General features: G+C 66.9%; 17 protein-coding genes. 6 read left to right on the top strand and 11 right to left on the bottom strand.

Annotation, left to right across the window (positions count from 1 at the left end):
* Positions 1-85: 85 nt before the first annotated feature.
* Both ABQE89_RS18670 and ABQE89_RS18665 read right to left on the bottom strand, forming a co-directional pair.
* Positions 86-715 (bottom strand): cutinase family protein, encoded by a 630-nt coding sequence (locus tag ABQE89_RS18670; RefSeq protein ID WP_448419292.1) that lies wholly within the window; start codon positions 713-715, stop codon positions 86-88.
* 39 nt (positions 716-754) lie between these two features.
* Positions 755-943 carry a hypothetical protein gene (locus ABQE89_RS18665; protein ID WP_448419290.1) on the bottom strand — a complete coding sequence of 63 codons (189 nt, stop codon included), beginning with the start codon at positions 941-943 and terminating at the stop codon, positions 755-757.
* Between the two features lie 74 nt (positions 944-1017).
* Here ABQE89_RS18665 and ABQE89_RS18660 point away from each other — a divergent pair, with 74 nt between their 5' ends.
* Together ABQE89_RS18660 and ABQE89_RS18655 are read left to right on the top strand one after the other, a co-directional pair.
* Positions 1018-1218 carry a hypothetical protein gene (locus ABQE89_RS18660; protein ID WP_448419288.1) on the top strand — a complete coding sequence of 67 codons (201 nt, stop codon included), beginning with the start codon at positions 1018-1020 and terminating at the stop codon, positions 1216-1218.
* A 149-nt stretch (positions 1219-1367) separates the two neighbouring features.
* Entirely contained in the window at positions 1368-2828 is a 1461-nt protein-coding gene (locus ABQE89_RS18655; RefSeq protein ID WP_448419286.1) for a DUF7159 family protein, read from the top strand.
* Positions 2829-2834: 6 nt separating this feature from the next.
* Here ABQE89_RS18655 and ABQE89_RS18650 read toward each other — a convergent pair whose 3' ends face one another.
* From ABQE89_RS18650 to ABQE89_RS18630, 5 genes are all read right to left on the bottom strand, one after another.
* Entirely contained in the window at positions 2835-3275 is a 441-nt protein-coding gene (locus ABQE89_RS18650) for a DUF5078 domain-containing protein (protein WP_448419284.1), read from the bottom strand.
* 10 nt (positions 3276-3285) lie between these two features.
* Positions 3286-3615 carry a DUF732 domain-containing protein gene (locus tag ABQE89_RS18645; RefSeq protein WP_448419282.1) on the bottom strand — a complete coding sequence of 110 codons (330 nt, stop codon included), beginning with the start codon at positions 3613-3615 and terminating at the stop codon, positions 3286-3288.
* On the bottom strand, positions 3612-6521 hold the full coding sequence (locus ABQE89_RS18640; RefSeq protein ID WP_448419280.1) for an MMPL/RND family transporter: 2910 nt from the start codon (positions 6519-6521) through the stop codon (positions 3612-3614). Before ABQE89_RS18640 ends, ABQE89_RS18645 begins: the two co-directional genes overlap by 4 nt.
* The gene (locus tag ABQE89_RS18635) at positions 6518-6946 is read right to left on the bottom strand and encodes an MmpS family transport accessory protein (RefSeq protein WP_448419278.1); all 429 of its coding nucleotides are present in this window, start codon (positions 6944-6946) and stop codon (positions 6518-6520) included. The genes ABQE89_RS18640 and ABQE89_RS18635 overlap by 4 nt, the downstream gene beginning before the upstream one ends.
* A 162-nt stretch (positions 6947-7108) precedes the next feature.
* Positions 7109-7705, bottom strand: a complete 597-nt coding sequence (locus tag ABQE89_RS18630) for a TetR/AcrR family transcriptional regulator (protein ID WP_448419276.1) — start codon at positions 7703-7705, stop codon at positions 7109-7111.
* 51 nt (positions 7706-7756) lie between these two features.
* On the opposite strand from ABQE89_RS18630, the gene ABQE89_RS18625 reads away from it, so the two are divergent.
* From ABQE89_RS18625 to ABQE89_RS18615, 3 genes are read left to right on the top strand one after another with little or no spacing between them, the layout of a single operon-like run.
* On the top strand, positions 7757-8593 hold the full coding sequence (locus ABQE89_RS18625; RefSeq protein ID WP_448419274.1) for a mycofactocin-coupled SDR family oxidoreductase: 837 nt from the start codon (positions 7757-7759) through the stop codon (positions 8591-8593).
* A 9-nt stretch (positions 8594-8602) separates the two neighbouring features.
* Entirely contained in the window at positions 8603-9796 is a 1194-nt protein-coding gene (locus ABQE89_RS18620) for a cytochrome P450 (protein WP_448419272.1), read from the top strand.
* Between the two features lie 53 nt (positions 9797-9849).
* Positions 9850-10089, top strand: a complete 240-nt coding sequence (locus ABQE89_RS18615; protein ID WP_448419270.1) for a hypothetical protein — start codon at positions 9850-9852, stop codon at positions 10087-10089.
* 13 nt (positions 10090-10102) lie between these two features.
* Here ABQE89_RS18615 and fadD1 read toward each other — a convergent pair whose 3' ends face one another.
* The 3 genes from fadD1 to ABQE89_RS18600 all read right to left on the bottom strand — a co-directional run bounded on the left by fadD1 (position 10103) and on the right by ABQE89_RS18600 (position 13316).
* Entirely contained in the window at positions 10103-11683 is a 1581-nt protein-coding gene (gene fadD1, locus ABQE89_RS18610; RefSeq protein WP_448419268.1) for a fatty-acid--CoA ligase FadD1, read from the bottom strand.
* Positions 11684-11779: 96 nt separating this feature from the next.
* Positions 11780-12496, bottom strand: coding sequence for an SDR family NAD(P)-dependent oxidoreductase (locus ABQE89_RS18605; RefSeq protein WP_448419266.1), 717 nt, complete (start codon positions 12494-12496; stop codon positions 11780-11782).
* Between the two features lie 10 nt (positions 12497-12506).
* The gene (locus ABQE89_RS18600; protein ID WP_448419264.1) at positions 12507-13316 is read right to left on the bottom strand and encodes a FadR/GntR family transcriptional regulator; all 810 of its coding nucleotides are present in this window, start codon (positions 13314-13316) and stop codon (positions 12507-12509) included.
* Between the two features lie 103 nt (positions 13317-13419).
* Between ABQE89_RS18600 and ABQE89_RS18595 the strand changes: the two genes are divergently transcribed.
* A complete protein-coding gene (locus ABQE89_RS18595) occupies positions 13420-15720 on the top strand; it encodes a CaiB/BaiF CoA-transferase family protein (protein WP_448419262.1) in 2301 nt (766 codons plus the stop codon).
* Between the two features lie 8 nt (positions 15721-15728).
* On the opposite strand, the gene ABQE89_RS18590 is transcribed toward ABQE89_RS18595, so the two are convergent.
* A complete protein-coding gene (locus ABQE89_RS18590; RefSeq protein ID WP_448419260.1) occupies positions 15729-16967 on the bottom strand; it encodes a cytochrome P450 in 1239 nt (412 codons plus the stop codon).
* Positions 16968-17020 lie beyond the last annotated feature (53 nt).

Here is a 17020-nt window from a genome sequence, read left to right as displayed (position 1 = left end):
CTCCTCCCTAACGGTTAGATGTGCTTTGTTCCTACCAGATCGGCCCGACTCATAGTGAACCACCCGACGGTGATCCGACCGGAGTCTAAAGCCGGTCGGCCACGAAGGACGCGGCCTGGTCGACCATTCCCGTCTGCACGTACGAGTTGTGTGCACGTGGGCTCCAGCCGCCTCTGGCGCAGAACAGGTCGTAGCGCGCACACAGGTCGATGGTCTTGGCCGCGTAAAGCGGGCCGGTGGTGGGCAGCGGACCGGGTGCCAACAGATCGGAAAGGCTGTTTCGCGGGCTTCCGAACAGCGCCGCCGCGGCGACCCGGTCGGCGACCCAGTCGGGCATCGCCGTGGTGGCCATGTCGATGACGGCGGCGCCCTGCGAATGGCCGCCGAGCACGAATCTGGTGTTCGGGCAGTTGGACGCCGTGGCCTGGATGTGCGCGCTCACATCGTCGCGTCCCGCGGACGTGCTGACGTCGAAGTGGCGGGTGGCCGGATAATTCACCGCGTAGACGCCCAGCGAGCGATCGCCGAGCCGGGATCGCAGCGCGTCGACGAACGCCTGCCCGACGCCGCCGACTCCTGGCGGTTCGGCGGTGCCCCTTGCGAACACGACCTCGACGTCGGGGCAGGGCTGGGCGGATGCCGCGCCGGCGTGAAGCATCGCCACCGGGACCGCGACGGCCATCACGACCGACCAGCACGCGGCCATTGTCGTCATACTGAGATGTCGCACAGCGCCTCGATGATGACACACGCGCTAGCGTTGGGGCATGACCCAGAAGCCCCGCGCCAACCGCTTGCTGATGCTGTCGATCGGCGCCTGCGGCCTCGTCGCTTTGGCGGCCACGTCGGCGGCGTGTACCGATGAACCCTCGTCGCCGACCACCGACCCGGACACGACGAGTTCGCCCGCCCCCACACCGACGGTGACGACCACTACAGCCACGTCCGCGCCGGCGCCGCCGCCGACAGCCGCCGACGGACAACCCGGTCGAGGCGCCGACGGGGCCGACGGTGCGGATGGGGCGGACGGCGCCGATGGTGCCGACGGGGCAGGCGGCCAAGGCGGTCAGGGGGGCCAGGGCGGGCAAGGTGGCCAGGGCGGTGCCGGCGGCCCGGGCGGCCAAGGTGGTGCCGGAGGCCAGGGCGGTGCCGGTGGCTGACCGCGTGCCGGGCGTTCTCAGCTGGCAATCCCGTCACATCAGTAACACCAGAACCTGAAAAGCGATAAACCCACCAACCTGGACGTTGTCGACTTTCGCGCGCGACTCGCCGCATCGGGGTGAGCAAACTATGCTCAGTTTGCCGATCGGCCGGGACGGCGAGTGTGGCCAGCGGTCGGGCGGACCAGTCGACGAAGGTGGGTCAGGGTGGACACGGTGCTCGGTCTGTCATTGACGTCGACCAGCGTCGGGTGGATCCTGCTCGACGGCCCGGGCGCCGACGCGAAAATTCTCGACCACGACGCCTTCGATCTGGGCTCCGCCACGGTTGACGACTCCGACGTCGCCAGGCACGTCGCGGCGGTGCGCGGCGCGGCGGCGATCGCCGGTTCCACTGGGCACGAGGTCAAATCCGTCAACGTCACGTGGACCGACGACGCCCACGCGAAGGCCGTCCTCCTGCTGAAGTCCCTGGGCGAGGCCGACTTTGACAACGTCACAAGCGTGCGATTGTCCGAAGCGGCAAGCACCTGGGCGCGCACGTTCCCACGAACCTTCGGGTTCCAGAGATGCGCGGTCTGCATCATCGAGGCCACCGCGGTCACAGTGCTGTCGTTCGGCCACGACAACGTTCGAACCTTCGCGACCCATATGCGCGAAAGCGCCGACGGACTCGGACGTTGGCTGACCGACACCTTCGAGGCCAACGGGCTCGAACCCGAGGTCGTCTTCCTCGTCGGCGCGCGAGGCGACCTGGAGCTCACGTCGGAGGGGTTGGCGGAGACGCTGCCGATACCCGTCGACGCCTCGGGCGAGGTGCAACTCGCATTGGCCCGGGGGGCCGCCCTGGCGTCGTCGCCGCCGGCCGAGCCAGCTATTGACGATCAGGTAAGTCGAATTCGCGCCGGGGTGAAAGCCGCCCGTCGGCGTCCCCGGGCACGCCAGTCCGCGCCCGCGGCGACGGGCCCGGACAACCTCGTCGCGTGGACCGACGCGCTGAAGAAACCGGCCCGCAATCGGGCCGCCGCCGCGGCCTCGCCGAGTGCCGCGCGGGAGGTTGCGTCCGAACCGAAGACCGAGGTCATCACGACGCGCACCGACGCGCCGAGCGGCCGCGACCGAATCCTCACGGGGCTGTCGCGATACGGCACGCACGCCCGCGCGGCCACCGCGGTGGTCGCCGGGATGATCGCGCTGTTCGTCATCGTGCCGATCTTCACCGGGAACAAGGAGTCGACGCCGACCGAAGAGCCGCCGGCGTCGAATTCTCCGACGACCTCGGTCAGCGTCCATGCCGTGCCGTCGGCGCCGATGGTGCCGTCGATGCCCGCAGCCGCGCACCAGACCGCTGCCGCGCCGCTGCCGCCCGCACCGCTGCCACCTGCCCCGCCACCTGTGCAGGAAGCCGCGCCGCTGGTCGAGGCGGCCGCGCAGCCCAGCGCACCCGCTGCCGTCGTCGTCGAACCCGTCGAGGCGGCGCCACCGCCGGCCCAGCCGATCGAGGCTCAACCGGTCGCTGCCGAACAACCGCCCGCCGCAGCGCCTGAGGGACCCGCGCCCGCGGCGCCACCGCCGCCGCCCGGGGAGCCGGTCCCGCCCGAGCCGGGACCGCCGCCGCCCGACCCGGTGATGGTCGTGCTGAGTCCGCTGTTCGGCGCGCTGCCCTAGCGGCGCTTACCAGGTCCAGACGGTCGGATCGGTCGCGGAATAGCCGGTGCAGACGTCGGTGCCGTGCGCGGTGACGCCCTTGTTGTTGAAGAACAACTTCGCCCAGTTGGGCCAGCGGAACGCCATCTGCTCGTAGTAGATGTCGGTGGCGATGTTCTCCGAGTACGCGCGCCGGCCCGCGTAGTCCAGTGAGAAGAACCAGTGGATGCGGTCGCGGGCGCCCTGCTGTACCTCGGGCGACTTGTTCTTGTAGTCGATCATGTACCGCTCGTAGTACACCGGATCGGTGTCTCGCACGGCCGCCATGTACTGGTCGACGGTGCAGGTGGTCTTGAGCATCCGGTTCGGGATCGGATAGTCGTCGGTGGCGTCACCGGCGGCTGTCGCCGGCCAGATCATCGCCGCACATCCCAGCGCGGTCAGCGCGATACCTGCTTTGCGCAACACGTCGTCCTCCTTATCGCGCCGCTTGATCGAGAACCGGCAGCTTGTCGGGGCAGTAGGTGCGCAGCGCGGCGCCGAGGAACTGCCAGGTCTGTTCGGTGCTGTTCTGGCTTCTCTGCAGTTGAGCCTGGATGAAGCGGGCGGATGCGAACGCGTCGGGGTCCGTTCCGCGGTCCAGTCGCTTGCAGGTGATCTTGCCGATCCAGGCGTTGAAGTCCTTCTGCCCGTAGATGCCGTAGGTGTGCAACTCCTTGGCGAATTCACTGTCGACATCGGCGTGCGCGGGTGCCGCGGAAAGCAATCCCGCTGCCACCAAGGCGATTCCGGCTAGTAACCTCTTCACGACTGGCCTCCCTCCGGCCCAACGGACGTCAACTGCTGCGGCGGTTTCGGCCACGGCGACGGCACCGGCCTGTCGCGCACCCGCTGCGGCCACCAGAACCACTTACCCATCAGCGCGGCGATCGACGGTGTCATGAACGCGCGGACCACCAAGGTGTCGAACAACAGACCAAGACCGATGGTAGTACCCACCTGACCGATCACGGTGAGCTCACTGACCGACATCGACATCATCGTGAAGGCGAACACCAAGCCGGCCGAGGTGACCACCGAACCACTGCCGCCCATCGCCCGGATGATGCCGGTCTTGACCCCGGCGTGGAGCTCCTCCTTGAGCCGCGCCACCAACAACAGGTTGTAGTCGGCGCCCACCGCCAACAGGATGATGACCGACATCGCCATCACCATCCAGTGCAGTTCGATGCCGAGGACGTGCTGCCAGATGAGGATGGACAGCCCGAACGACGCGCCCAACGAGATGGCCACGGTGCCGACGATCACCGCCGCCGCGACCACGCTTCGGGTGATGATCAGCATGATCGTGAAGATCAACGCGAGCGCGAGGATGCCCGCGATCATCAGGTCGTAGTTGTTGCCGTCGGACATGTCCTTGTACACGGCGGCACTTCCGGCCAGATAGACCCTGGACCCTTCCAGCGGGGTGCCCTTGATGGCCTCCTTGGCCGCCTGCTTGATGTCGTCGATCCGGTTGATTCCCTCCGCGGACAGCGGATCGCCGTCGTGAGAGATGATGAAGCGCACCGACTTTCCATCCGGGGAGATGAAGTTCTCCATGCCCTTCTTGAAGTCGGCGTTGTCGAACACCTCGGGCGGGAGATAGAACGAGTCGTCGTTCATCGAGGCGTCGAACGCGTCGCCCATCGCCGTCGAGTTCTCCTGCAGCGCCGCCATCTGATCCTGCATGCCCTTCTGGCTGGCATACATCGTCAGCATCATGCCGCGCATGGTCTTCATGGTCTCGATCATCGGCGGCATCAGCGTCACCATCTGCGGCATCAGCTCGTCGAGACGCTGCATGTCGGGCAGGATCGCCTGGATGTCGTCGGTCATCGTGTTGATGCCGTCGAGAGTGTCGAAGACCGACCGGAACGCCCAGCAGAGCGGGATGTTGTAGCAGTGCGGTTCCCAGTAGAAGTAGTTCCGGATGGGACGGAAGAAATCGTCGAAATCGGCGATGCTGTCCCGCATTTCGGCGACGTCGACGGTCATGTCCATCATCTTCGACACCATCGAGTGGGTGACGTCGGCCATCTGCGTGGTCAGCGCCGACATCCGCTCCATGTTCTCGATGGTCTTGGACATCTCGTCGGCCTGAACAAGCATGTCGGCCATGCGATCGTTCAGGTACTTCTGGTTCATCTGCTGGGTGGTGCCCTGCATGCTGATCAGGAAGGGAATCGACGTGTGCTCGATGGGCTTGCCGTTGGGGCGGGTGATCGACTGCACGCGGGAGATGCCCGGCACCCGGAACACGGACTTGGCGATCTTGTCGATCACCAGGAAGTCCGCCGAGTTGCGCAGATCGTGGTCGCTTTCGACCATCAGGAGTTCGGGATTCATCCGGGCCGCCGAGAAGTGCCGGTCGGCGGCCGCGTATCCCTGGTTGGCGGGCAGGTCCGGCGGCAGGTAGTTGCGGTCGTTGAAATTGGTCTGGTAGCCGGGCAGGGTCAGCAGTCCGACCAGCGAGAGCGCGATGGTCGCGACCAGGATGGGCCCCGGCCAGCGCACCACCGCGGCGCCGACCTTGCGCCAACCGCGCACCCGCATGGCCCGTCGCGGTTCGAGCAGGTTGCCGAATCGGCTGGCCACCGTGATGACCGCCGTGCTCAACGTCAACGCGGCCAGAACACAGACCATCATGCCGATCGCGAGCGGCACACCGAGCGACTGGAAATAGGGCAGCCGGGTGAAACTCAGGCAGAAGGTCGCGCCCGCGATCGTCAACCCGGAACCGAGCACCACGTGTGCGGTGCCGCGGAACATGGTGTAGAAGGCCGTTTCCCGGTCTTCGCCCGCGCCCCTGGCTTCCTGATATCGGCCGTTGAGGAAGATCGCGTAGTCGGTGCCCGCCGCGATGGCCAACGTCACCAACAGGTTCACCGCGAACGTCGACAGTCCGATGATCTCGTGGTAGCCCATGAAGGCCACGAAGCCACGCACCGCCGTCAGCTGCAGCACCACCATCAGCAGCGTGATGATCACGGTGAGCACCGAGCGGTACACCAGCAGCAGCATCGTGATGATCACCGTGAAGGTGACCGCCTCTATCAGCCGCATGCTGCGGTCGCTGGCGATGTGCTGGTCGGCCATCAGCACGGCAGGACCGGTCACGTAGGCGGTGACGCCCGGCGGTGCGGGCACACCGGCCACCAGGTCCTGCACGGTCTTCACTGACTCGTTGGCCAGGCTTTCGCCCTGGTTTCCCGCCAGATACGCCTGAACATAGACCGCCTTGCCGTCGTTGCTCTGCGCGCCGGCGGCGGTCAGCGGGTCGCTCCAGAAATCCTGGACGTTCTGCACATGCGTGCTGTCGGCTTTGAGCCGGTCGACGATCTCGGTGTAGTACTGGCGGGCGTCCTCGCCGAGGGGTTCCTCGCCCTCCACGATGATCATCGCCGAGCTGTCGGAGTCGTACTCGTCGAACACGTGCCCGATGCGCTTCATCGCGATCATCGACGGCGCCTCTTCTGGGCTCATCGACACCGCACGCATCTGGCCGACTGTCTCCAGTTGCGGCACAGCCACATTCAGAAGGGCGATCACCGCGACCCACGCCAGGATGATGGGCACGGCGAAGCGCCGGATCATCCGGGGGATGAACGGCCTGGCCGCATGCCTGGCCGGCGGGAAGGCGTCCGTCGGCGCGTCGCTGGTCGAGATGCTCATGCGGACTTGACGTAGCAGAACGTCTGCGCGTTGAGGCCGGTGGAGGTCCGTTCGTCCTTGACTTCGTCGTCGACAGTGATGCGGCAGGTGATCGAACTTCCGTCACCCTGCGCGACGATGTTGGGCGCGGCCGAGGGTGCGGTGGTCTGCAGCGTCAGCGACCACGGCAGCGCGGCGCCGTCGACGCGGATCGGTTTGGCGTCCAGATCCAGGTAGTTGATGTCGGCGTAGGACCCGGTTCCGAAGATCTCGTAGGTGACGACCTTCGGGTCGAAGGGTTCAGGATCGTCCGCGAACACCTTGGGTGTCGTGATGATGCCCTCGGCACCGAAGAAGGTCCGGATCCGCTGGACGGTGAACCCGGCGATCACCAACACGATGACGATCACCAACGGTATCCACAGTCGCTTGGCGACGCCGATCACGCGCGTTGCCTCCGACGGTTCCCAGCCATGTGTGCGCCCTCAAAGTCGTAGTCGTCATGCCGTCAGCCGTGCGTACTTAGCCCGTATAAGTTCTCATCTGGCCATAGGTTATCTCAAGTGTTTGTGCTGCTGGTCACTACCGTCGCGACCGTGCGGTCTGGATCACTGTGCAGGCAGTTCGAAGCGATTCAGATAGCGCTCGATGAAGGCTTCCGCCTGGGCGTGACCCCGCGTGATGCCCAGCCCGCGCTCCAACAGGACGATGCGGGCAAGGCTCGTGACGATCATAGACATCACCACCGGCGGAAATTCCTCGACGTCGACCCCGTGCGCGCGCATGGCCAACGTCATGGCGCTCTCCTCGACGTCGCCGAATCGCTCGGCATACGACGCGATCTCGCTACGAATTGCCTTGCGGTGGTTGGCCAGCGCCATGAACTCCATGAACAACCGGGCACCGTGTGTGCTGTTGAGCCGCCACAGCGCATGCAGGGGCCGGTCCTCGGCCAGTGCCTGACGTTGTTTCTGCAGGTTGGTTTCGGCTCCGTCGCGCAGCACCGCCAGGAAGAGGTCGTCCATGGTGGGGAAGTAGTAGTGCACCAGCGCCGGCTTCACGCCCGCCTCGGCCGCCACCCGTCGCGACGTCGCGGCGGCGTAGCCCTCGTCGAGCATGACTTGGGCGGTCGCTCGGATCAATGCGCGACGTGTCTGCGACGCCCGGCCACCTCTTGACCGTTCGCTGACGGTGCTGCTAGACATGGCCACAGCCTAGATGTTGGGCGATCGCCCAACAATACGGAAGGGTGCTGAATGCCAGGTCGGGTAGCGGGAAAGGTCGCGTTCGTCACCGGTGCGGCCCGCGGTCAGGGCCGAAGTCACACGGTCCGGTTGGCCGAGGAGGGCGCCGACATCATCGCGGTGGACATCTGCCGCGGATTCGCGGATTCCACCGCACCCGCCGCCACCCCCGAGGATCTCGCCGAAACCGCCGACCTGGTCAAGAACCTGGACCGCCGCGTCGTCACCGCCGAGGTCGACGTGCGCGACTACGACGCGCTGAAGGCCGCCGTCGACAGTGGCGTCGAACAGCTCGGGCGCCTCGACATCGTGGTGGCCAATGCCGGCATCGGTACCACCGGCCGCAAGCTGCACAAGATCTCCGACGACCGCTGGGACGAGACCATCGACGTCAACCTCGGCGGCGTCTGGAAGACGGTCAAGGCAGCGGTCCCGCACCTGCTGGCCGGTGGCCGCGGCGGTTCGGTCATCCTGACCAGCTCGGTGGGCGGCACCAAGGCCTACCCACAGGTCGGGCATTACATCGCCGCGAAACACGGCGTCGTCGGGCTGATGCGGACCTTCGCCGTGGAACTCGGTCAGCACTCGATCCGGGTCAACTCCGTGCACCCGACCCACGTGTGCACCCCGCTGCTGATGAACGAGCAGACCTACCGGATGTTTCGGCCCGACCTACCCGACCCCGGCCCCGACGACCTCGCGCCGATCTGCCAGTCGTTTCATTTCCTGCCGATCCCGTGGGTGGAGCCCGTCGACATCAGCAACGCCGTGCTGTTCTTGGCCTCCGAGGAGGCTCGCTACATCACCGGCGTGACGCTGCCCGTCGACGCCGGCAGCCTGTTGAAGTAGAGGAAGCCGATGTCCACGCAGACCGTGTACTACGACCCCTACCGCATCGACATCGTCGAGGACCCGTATCCGACCTACGCGCGGCTGCGCGAAGAGGCGCCGCTGTACTACAACGAACGCTACGACTTCTGGGCGCTGTCGCGCTACGCCGACGTCGAGAAGTCGCTGTCGAACTGGGAGACGTTCTCCAATCAGCGCAGCGACATCCTCGAGCTGATCCAGTCGGACTTCGACATGCCCAAGGGCGTGATGATGTTCGAGGACCCGCCGATCCACACCATGCTGCGCGGCCTGATGTCGCGGGTGTTCACCCCGCGCCGAATGGCCGAGATCGAGGACCAGATCCGCGCCTACTGCGTGGGGTGTCTCGACCCGCTGGTCGGGTCGGACAGCTTCGACATCGTCGCCGAACTCGCCGCGATGATGCCGATGCGGGTCATCGGGATGCTGCTCGGCATACCCGAGTCGCAGCAGATCGAGTTCCGCGACCGCAACGACGCCAACCTGCGCACCAAACCGGGCGCGCCGATGAAGGTCGCCAAGGCCGACGCCATCGCCGACGGCCGGATGTACGCCGACTACGTCGAGTGGCGGGCGAACAACCCCTCGGACGACCTGATGACGGCGCTGCTCAACGTCGAGTTCGAGGACGAGGACGGCGTGCGCCGCAAGCTCACCCGCAAGGAGGTCCTGCACTACACGCAGGTGGTGGCGGGGGCGGGTAACGAGACGACCGGGCGACTGATCGGCTGGCTGGCCAAGGTCCTCGCCGAACATCCCGACCAGCGCCGCGAAATCGTCGAGGACCGGTCGCTGGTGTCGCGGGCCATCGACGAGACACTGCGGTTCGAGCCGACCGGACCGCACGTGGCCCGTTACATGGCAAAGGATTTCGAGGCGTACGGGCAAACCGTCCCGGCGGGCAGCGCAATGCTGTTGCTGTTCGGTTCGGCCAACCGCGATTCGCGCCGCTACACCGATCCGGACCGCTTCGACATCCACCGCGACAACATCAGCCACCTCACCTTCGGCAAGGGTCTGCACTACTGTCTCGGGGCCAACCTGGCACGCCTGGAGGGCCGGGTAGCTCTCGACGAACTGCTCAACCGGTGGCCCGAGTGGGACATCGACTACGACACAGCGAAATTGGCACCGACGTCCACGGTGCGGGGCTGGGAGCAGTTGCGCATCCTGGTGCGTTGACCATCCGGGGCGAACGCCGTTTGAGACGCTCGAGTTTCGGGCAAGCTGGGCACATGAACAAGGTCATCTGTCGCTCGATGGTGGTGGCGGCGGCCGCCGCGCCGATCGCCGCCTTGTCTGTCGTGATGTCGGCGACGGGGTCGGCGCAACCGCTCAACTGCCAGAACGGCCAGTGGTGGGACCCGGTCGCCAACATCTGCAGGCCGCCGGTGTCGCCGGTGCCGCTGAACTGCGGACCCGGTGAGTACTGGAATCCGGTGTCGAACCTCTGCCGGCCGCTCGGCCAGGTGTAGCCCGTCCGGTCGGCTATGCGCGGCGGTAACGCCTGCCGCGGGGTTCGCGCACCCACAGTTCGCCGTCGCCCGCCGTCGGGCCCTGCGCGGCCAGTTCGCGTTTGAGGATCTTGTGGGTGGCGGTGGTCGGCAGTTGCCGGGCGATCCGCACATAGCGGGGCCACGCCTTGGGGGACAGATCGGACTGCGCGGCGAGGAACTCCTCGAACTGTTCGGGGCGCAACGCGGCGCCGTCGTCGAGCACGATCGCGGCCATGATCTGGTCGCCGACCGCGTCGTCATCGGGCACCGCGTAGACGGCGACCAGCGCCACGTCGGCCCGGCGCATCAGGATGCGCTCGATCGGAGCGGTGGCCATGTTCTCGCCGTCGACGCGCAGCCAGTCGCCGCTCCGGCCTGCCAGATAGATCCAGCCGTCGGCGTCGCGATAGGCCAGGTCACCCGACCAGTACATGCCGTGCCGCATGCGCTCTGCCGTCGCGTCCTCGGCGTTGTAATAGCCGGTGAAGAACCCGGCACCCGCGGTGTTGACCAACTCGCCGACGGCTTCGTCGGCGTTGACCAGCGCACCGGTGGCGTCGAACCGCGCCGGCGGGCATTCGGTCACGGTGTCGGGCTCATAGATCGCCACCCCCGGAAAGCCCTTGCCCAGAGAGCCTTTCGGGGTGCCGGGTTCGCGGGTGATGATGACCGCGTTCTCGGTGGAGCCGAAGCCGTCCCATACCGTGGCGCCGAACCGGCGCTGGAACTCCTCGATGTCGCGGTCGCTGGCCTCGTTACCGAACGCGATGCGCAGCGGGTTGTCCGAGTCGTCGGCGCGCTCGGGGGTGGCCAGCACATAGGCGAGCGGTTTGCCGACGTAGTTCATGTAGGTGGCGCCGTAGCGGCGGATGTCGTCGAGCAACCGCGACGCCGAGAACCTCGCGGGAGCCATCGCCGCGCCGCTCGCCACGGCCACTGCCCAGCCGCCGACCAACGCGTTGGAGTGAAACAGCGGCATCGACAGATAGCAGGTGTCCTGGGCGGTGATCCCGAACCGCTCGACCAGTGCACTGCCCGACATGAGCACCATGAAGTGCGACACCCGAACGGGTTTCGGGTTACCGCTGGTACCCGAGGTGAAGATCAGCATGTAGGTGTCCATCGGCTCGACCTCGCGGAGCGGGACCAATTCACCTGCCGTGGCGACCATCTGCGCCCAGGTGTCTGTGTCGGTGTCGATCACCTGCACGCCGGCCAGGTCGATTTCGTCGAGCAGCGGCCGGTGTTCGGCGTCGGTCACCACGATCTGACAGTCGGCACGGCGGATGTCGGCGCCCAGCGCGTCGCCGCGGCGGGTCGAGTTGATGCCGCACAGCACGTAGCCGCCGAGTCCGGCGGCGGCCATCTGGTTGAGGAACTCCGCGGTGTTGCCCATCAGCACACCGACATGCACGGGCCGGGAGGGGTCGGCGATCCGCAGCAGGGCGGCGGCCCGGGCGGACGCCTCGTGCAGGTGTTCGCGCCACGTCCAGCGGCGGTCGCCGTACTTGACCGCGACGGCGTCCGACGACACGTGTTCGCGCAGCACCTGTTGGATGGTCTCGCCGGCCATGGTGCTAGTTCTAGCATCCGGTGTCGGTTCCCAGCGCCGCCGGGCGAATGGGGCGTGAAAACCTGCGCTCTCACAGCGCAGGAAATCACGCCGAAATCACGATCTGGCGGCTCGGCGTTCGACCTCCAGCGGCACCACCGGGGTGGGCGCGTTCGGGCCGCGGGTGATGGCGTGCAACCTGATCTCGGGAAGGTCTACCGAGGAGTCGACGGTGTCCAGCCACGCCACCGCATCGGCGACGTCGGCCGCCCGGATCGCGTACATCTCGAAGGGCACCTCCTGGAGCATGTCGGTTTCCACCGGCCCGGGGGTGACGACGTGGACGTTGATGCCGTCACGGTCGACCTCCTGGGCCAGTGCTCCGGCGAACGCGTTCATCCCCGCCTTCGACGCCGAGTAGGCCGTCCGCGCGCGCATCGGCTCGTGGGCGGCCGACGACGAGATGAACACGAACCGCGAACCCGGCCGCATTTTCGGCAGGGCGGCCGAGGTGACGACGAAGCAGGAGTCCAGGTTCGCCGACATCGTCGTGCGCCACTGCTCGAAAGTCTGCTTGCGCGCGTAGGTTCCGCCGAGGGCGCCCGCGGCGTGCACGAGCAGATCGATGTCGGCGATCGCCTCCACCGCCGGTCGGAACTTTTCGGGCTCGCTGGCGTCGGCGACGACGTATCGGGCGCCGATCTGCTCGGCCGCTTCGCGTAGTGGGGCCTCCCGTCGAGCGGTCAGCACCACGTCATACCCGAGGTCGGCGAGCTTACGGCCGCACGCCTTACCGATTCCGCCGCTGCCGCCGGTCACCAAAGCGCTACGCATATCACATCTTTCAAAGATTACGCTGTGCCAATGCCTGAGGGGACAGCGCCACGATGCGTTGGTCGGGGTCGGCGCTCTGGAAGTAGGTCTGGGTGTCGGCGAGATGACGTGTCGCCAGCTTGCGGGCCCGCTCGGCCTCACCGGCCTCGATCGCGTCGGTCAGCTTCCTGTGCAACGACAGCGCAATACGCCGTTTACTCAGGGGCGGATACTCTCCCCTGGCGGCGGTCTCGGCGGCCCACCAGTTCAGATGCCCGGTCCACAGTGTCTCGAGGCTGCCGACGACCGCGACCATGGTGTGGTTGCCGCATCCGCGCACCAACGCGTCGTGGAACTGGCCACCGATCTCGGTGAACCGGGCGCCGTCCTCGATGTGGGTTGCCATCGACTCGTTGATCTTCTTGAGTTCGGGCACCAGGGTCTTTCCCCGGTCGGCGCGGCGGGCGGCGAGCGCCGCGCACATCGGTTCGAGTTCCTGCAGCGCGGTGCCGAGATCGCTGAGCGGCACGTAATCGCTTTGCAGGAGCAGGCCGAGCATGTAGGCCGCGCTGGCTTTGGCCGGGGCGTGCACGACGGCGCCGCCGCGGTTACCGCGACGGACCGAGACCAACCCCTCGGTCTCGAGAATCCGCAGGGCTTCACGCAGTGACACCAGGCTCACCCGGAACTGCTCGACGAGCACTTCCTGGCGCGGCAGCAGGTCGCCGTCGGCCAACTCGCCCTCGATGATCTGGCGGCGAAGTTCGTCGGCAACGATCTCGGCGGTGCGGCGCGCACCGAGCCGACGTCGAGCTTCCGGGCCGATTCCCAGCGTGGTCATGTCGGCACAATGCTAACAGCGCCAAGCCCGCTACCTGCGGCCCACCGCCCCGCAATCGGTCAATAGTTACTAAGATGACAAAGAAACCCCGGAGGTCCTACGCGTGAGCGACGCAGCGCTTACTCCGCTGTCTGATCTGCGCATCGTGGAAGTCAGCGACCGGATCGCCGGCGACTACTGCGGCAAGCTCCTGACCGACGCAGGCGCCGACGTCGTGAAGGTGGAACCGGTCACCGGGCACCCGCTGCGGCGTCACACCGCGACCGGCGCCGTGCCGCCTGACGGCGCGGACGCGCCGTTGTTCAGCTATCTCAATGCCGGGAAGCGAAGTGTGACAGCGCTTTCCGAAGATCTACTCGCTGGCGCCGATGTCGTCGTCGTCACCGCCACGGCGTCGGCCGCTGCCGAACAGGGCATTGACCCGCGGCGGATACTCGACGGCGCGCCGCACACCGTCGTCGTCACCATCTCCGACTTCGGCTGGACCGGACCGTGGGCCCAGCGGCCCGCGACCGAGTTCACCCTGCAGGCAGCTTCGGGGCTGACCGGGTTCCGCGGGGACCCGGCCGGCCCGCCGATCTCGATCGGCGGCGACCTCGGGGAGTACATGGGCGGGGTGTGGGCGGCCTACGGCGCGCTCGCCGCGCACCGTGCTTCGCGTGCGGGCGCGGGCGGTGTGCACCTGGACATGTCGATGCTCGAGGCGATCACGCTGATGCAGAGCAGCGAGTGGCTGCACTCGCAACTGCTGCAGGTGCCGCCGATCACGCGATCGGTGGAGGTGCCCTCGATCGAGCCCGCCAAGGACGGCTTCGTCGGCATCAGCATGGTCACCGGGCAGCAGTGGCTGGACTTCGCCGCGATGGTCGAGTGTCCCGAGCTGACCGAGGTCACGCAGTTGCAGTTCCAACTCGGCCGATGGGACTATCGCGACTGGATTCGCGAGCGCATCGGTCCGTGGATGCGGTCCCGCACGGTCGCCGAGATCGTCGAACTCGGCGAACTGTTCCGGTTACCGCTCGCCCCGATCGGAAACGGCTCGAGCATCCCCGAGATGGACCATCTGCGTCAGCGCGGCGTCTACGTCGACAACCCGTCGGGCTTCCGGCAGCCACGCCCGCCGTGGCTGATGTCGTCGGCCAGACCGGCGCCGGTCCGTCGCGCACCGGCGGTGGGTGAGGCGGACGACGAAGCGCTCTGGGCGCCAAGGGATCACCCTTCCGCCGAAGCCAACCCCGGGCCGCCGCTCGACGGTGTGCGGGTGGTCGACTTCACCGCGTTCTGGGCGGGTCCGGCGGCCACGCATGCGCTGGCCGCTTTCGGCGCGGACGTGGTCAAGATCGAGTCGATCCAGCGGCCCGACGGCATCCGCTACTCGGGTGGCATGCGCCAGGATGTCGACGACTGGTGGGAGTACGGCTGGCTGTTCCACGCGATGAACACCAACAAGCGCTCGGTCACCCTCGATCTGCAGACCGCGGAGGGTCTTCGCCTGGTCAAAGAACTCATCGGCCAGGCCGACGTGGTGATCGAGAACTTCTCGCCCCGGGTGATGGAGCAGTTCGGTCTGGACGCCGAGGTGCTGCTCACGCTCAATCCGCGCCTGGTCGTGGTGCGGATGCCCGCGTTCGGGCTGGACGGCCCGTGGCGCGACCGTGTCGGGTTCGCGCCGACGATGGAGCAGATCGCCGGGCTGGCCTGGGTCACCGGCCGACCCGACGGCCTACCGGTCGCACCGCGCGGTGCCTGTGATCCGTTGGCCGGTGCCCACGCTGCGTTCGCGCTTCTCGCGGCGCTCGAGTTCACCGAGCGGACAGGTCGCGGCCAGCTCGTCGAGGTCCCGATGATCGAGTCGGTGCTCAACGTGACCGCCGTTCAGACAATGGAATTCGAGGTCTTCGGGTCGGTGATGGAACGGCGCGGCAACCAGGGCCACTCTGGCTTGCGACAAGATGTCTACCGGTGCAGCGGTGACGACGACTGGATCGCGGTCACCGTCCGCACCGACGACGAGTGGCGCGCGTTGACCGAGTTGATGGGCGGCCGAGATGTCGACCCCGCGAAGTGGTTCGCAACGCAGCACGCCGCCACGGTTGCCGACCGTCTTGCCGACACCGGAATTCCTGCCGCCGTTGTGGTTTCGCCGTCGCTGGTGACCGAGAACCCTCAGCTGATCCACCGCGGATTCTTCGAGGGGCTCGAGCATCCGAGCACCGGCGCCGCGCTCTACCCGTGTCCGCCGTTCACCCGGCTGACCGGTGCCGAGAAGTGGCTGCGCCGCCCGCCACCCACCCTGGGGCAGCACACCGGCGAGGTCCTTTCCGAACTGTGCGCATTGACCGACGCCGAACTCGATCGGCTGGCCGCCGACGGCGTGGTCGGCACCAGACCGAAGGGACTGTGACATCCCGGCTATCGGGGTGTCACCGAGATCGCCATCGCGTCGTAGACGGTCATGTTGTTGGCCAGCGTGGGATGGGTCACCGTCGCCGGGCCGAGGCTGATCTCTTCTGCGCGACAGAGGAGTTCGTCGAACACCGCCCGCAACTCGGCGCGAGCGAGCATCGCCCCGAGGCAGTAGTGCGCCCCACCACCGCCGAATGCGACGTGGGGGTTGTCCGCCCGGCCGATATCGAAGTCGAACGGATCGGCGAAGACCTCTTCGTCGCGGTTCGCGGAGCGCAGCATCGCGACGACACGCTGTTCGGCCGGGATCGTCACATCGTCCATCTGCACCTCGACTTTGGTGGTGCGGGTCCAGAACGCGACGGGTGTCGACCAGCGCAGCACCTCCTCGACGGCGCTCGCGCGGACGGCTTCGTCGGCGCGGTAGCGGTCGAGCTGATCCGGTGACGCGACGAATGCCTGCAGCCCGCGGGCCAACGCGTTCTTGGTGGTGTCGCTGCCTGCGAACGCGATCACGAAGAAGAACGTCTCGAGTTCGGTCTGCGGGATCGACAACTGCTCACCGGACTCGTCGGTGATGGTGGCCGTCGACAGCGTGCTCCAGATGTCGTCGACCGGGTGGCGTCGCTTCTCGGCGGTGAGTTCGACGGCATACTCGAAGATCCTGCCGAACGCCTCGAGCTGGTCCTTCGCGGTCAAGTCGGTGTCGTCCGAACCCGCCTTCAGGATCCGGTCCAACGTGGCGAAGATTTCGGGGCGGTCCCCGTCCGGAATGCCGATGATGTCGCCGATGACCGACATCGGCAACTCGTCGGCCACGTCGTGGATCCAATCGCCACCGCCGGCGGCAAGCAGGCGGTCGACCAGCGCGGTAGCCCTTGCGCGGATGCCGTTCTCGAGTTTGCCGATGGCGCGGGGGGTGAACGCGTGTGACATCACCCGCCGACGTTTGGTCTGTTCGGGCGGGTCCATGTTGATGATGTTGGGGAACGCGCCGGCAGGCCCGATGCCCTGGATGAGCGGGCCGTCTACCGCGGTGAACGATTCGGTGTCGCGGTGGATCCGCTGGGCGTGTCGCAGCTTGGTGGTCATCCAGAAGTCCCGCTGGACGGTCCTGGCGACGCCTTCGGTCAGCTCGTGATGAAAGATCGGCTGATGCCGCCGCAACTCGGCGAACAGTTCGTCGGGAAACCCATTGTGCCACAGGGATGAATCCGACAGGTCGACCGGGATTGTGGTGGGCACGGGCAAGCTCCTTCGCCTTGTTGACCTAGAATGCCTAAAATAGTAAAAATAGG

This window comes from Mycolicibacterium sp. XJ1819 (assembly GCF_053483675.1).
The sequence above is the reverse complement of the archived record's forward strand: the minus strand, read 5'-3'. Positions and strand labels throughout refer to the sequence as shown.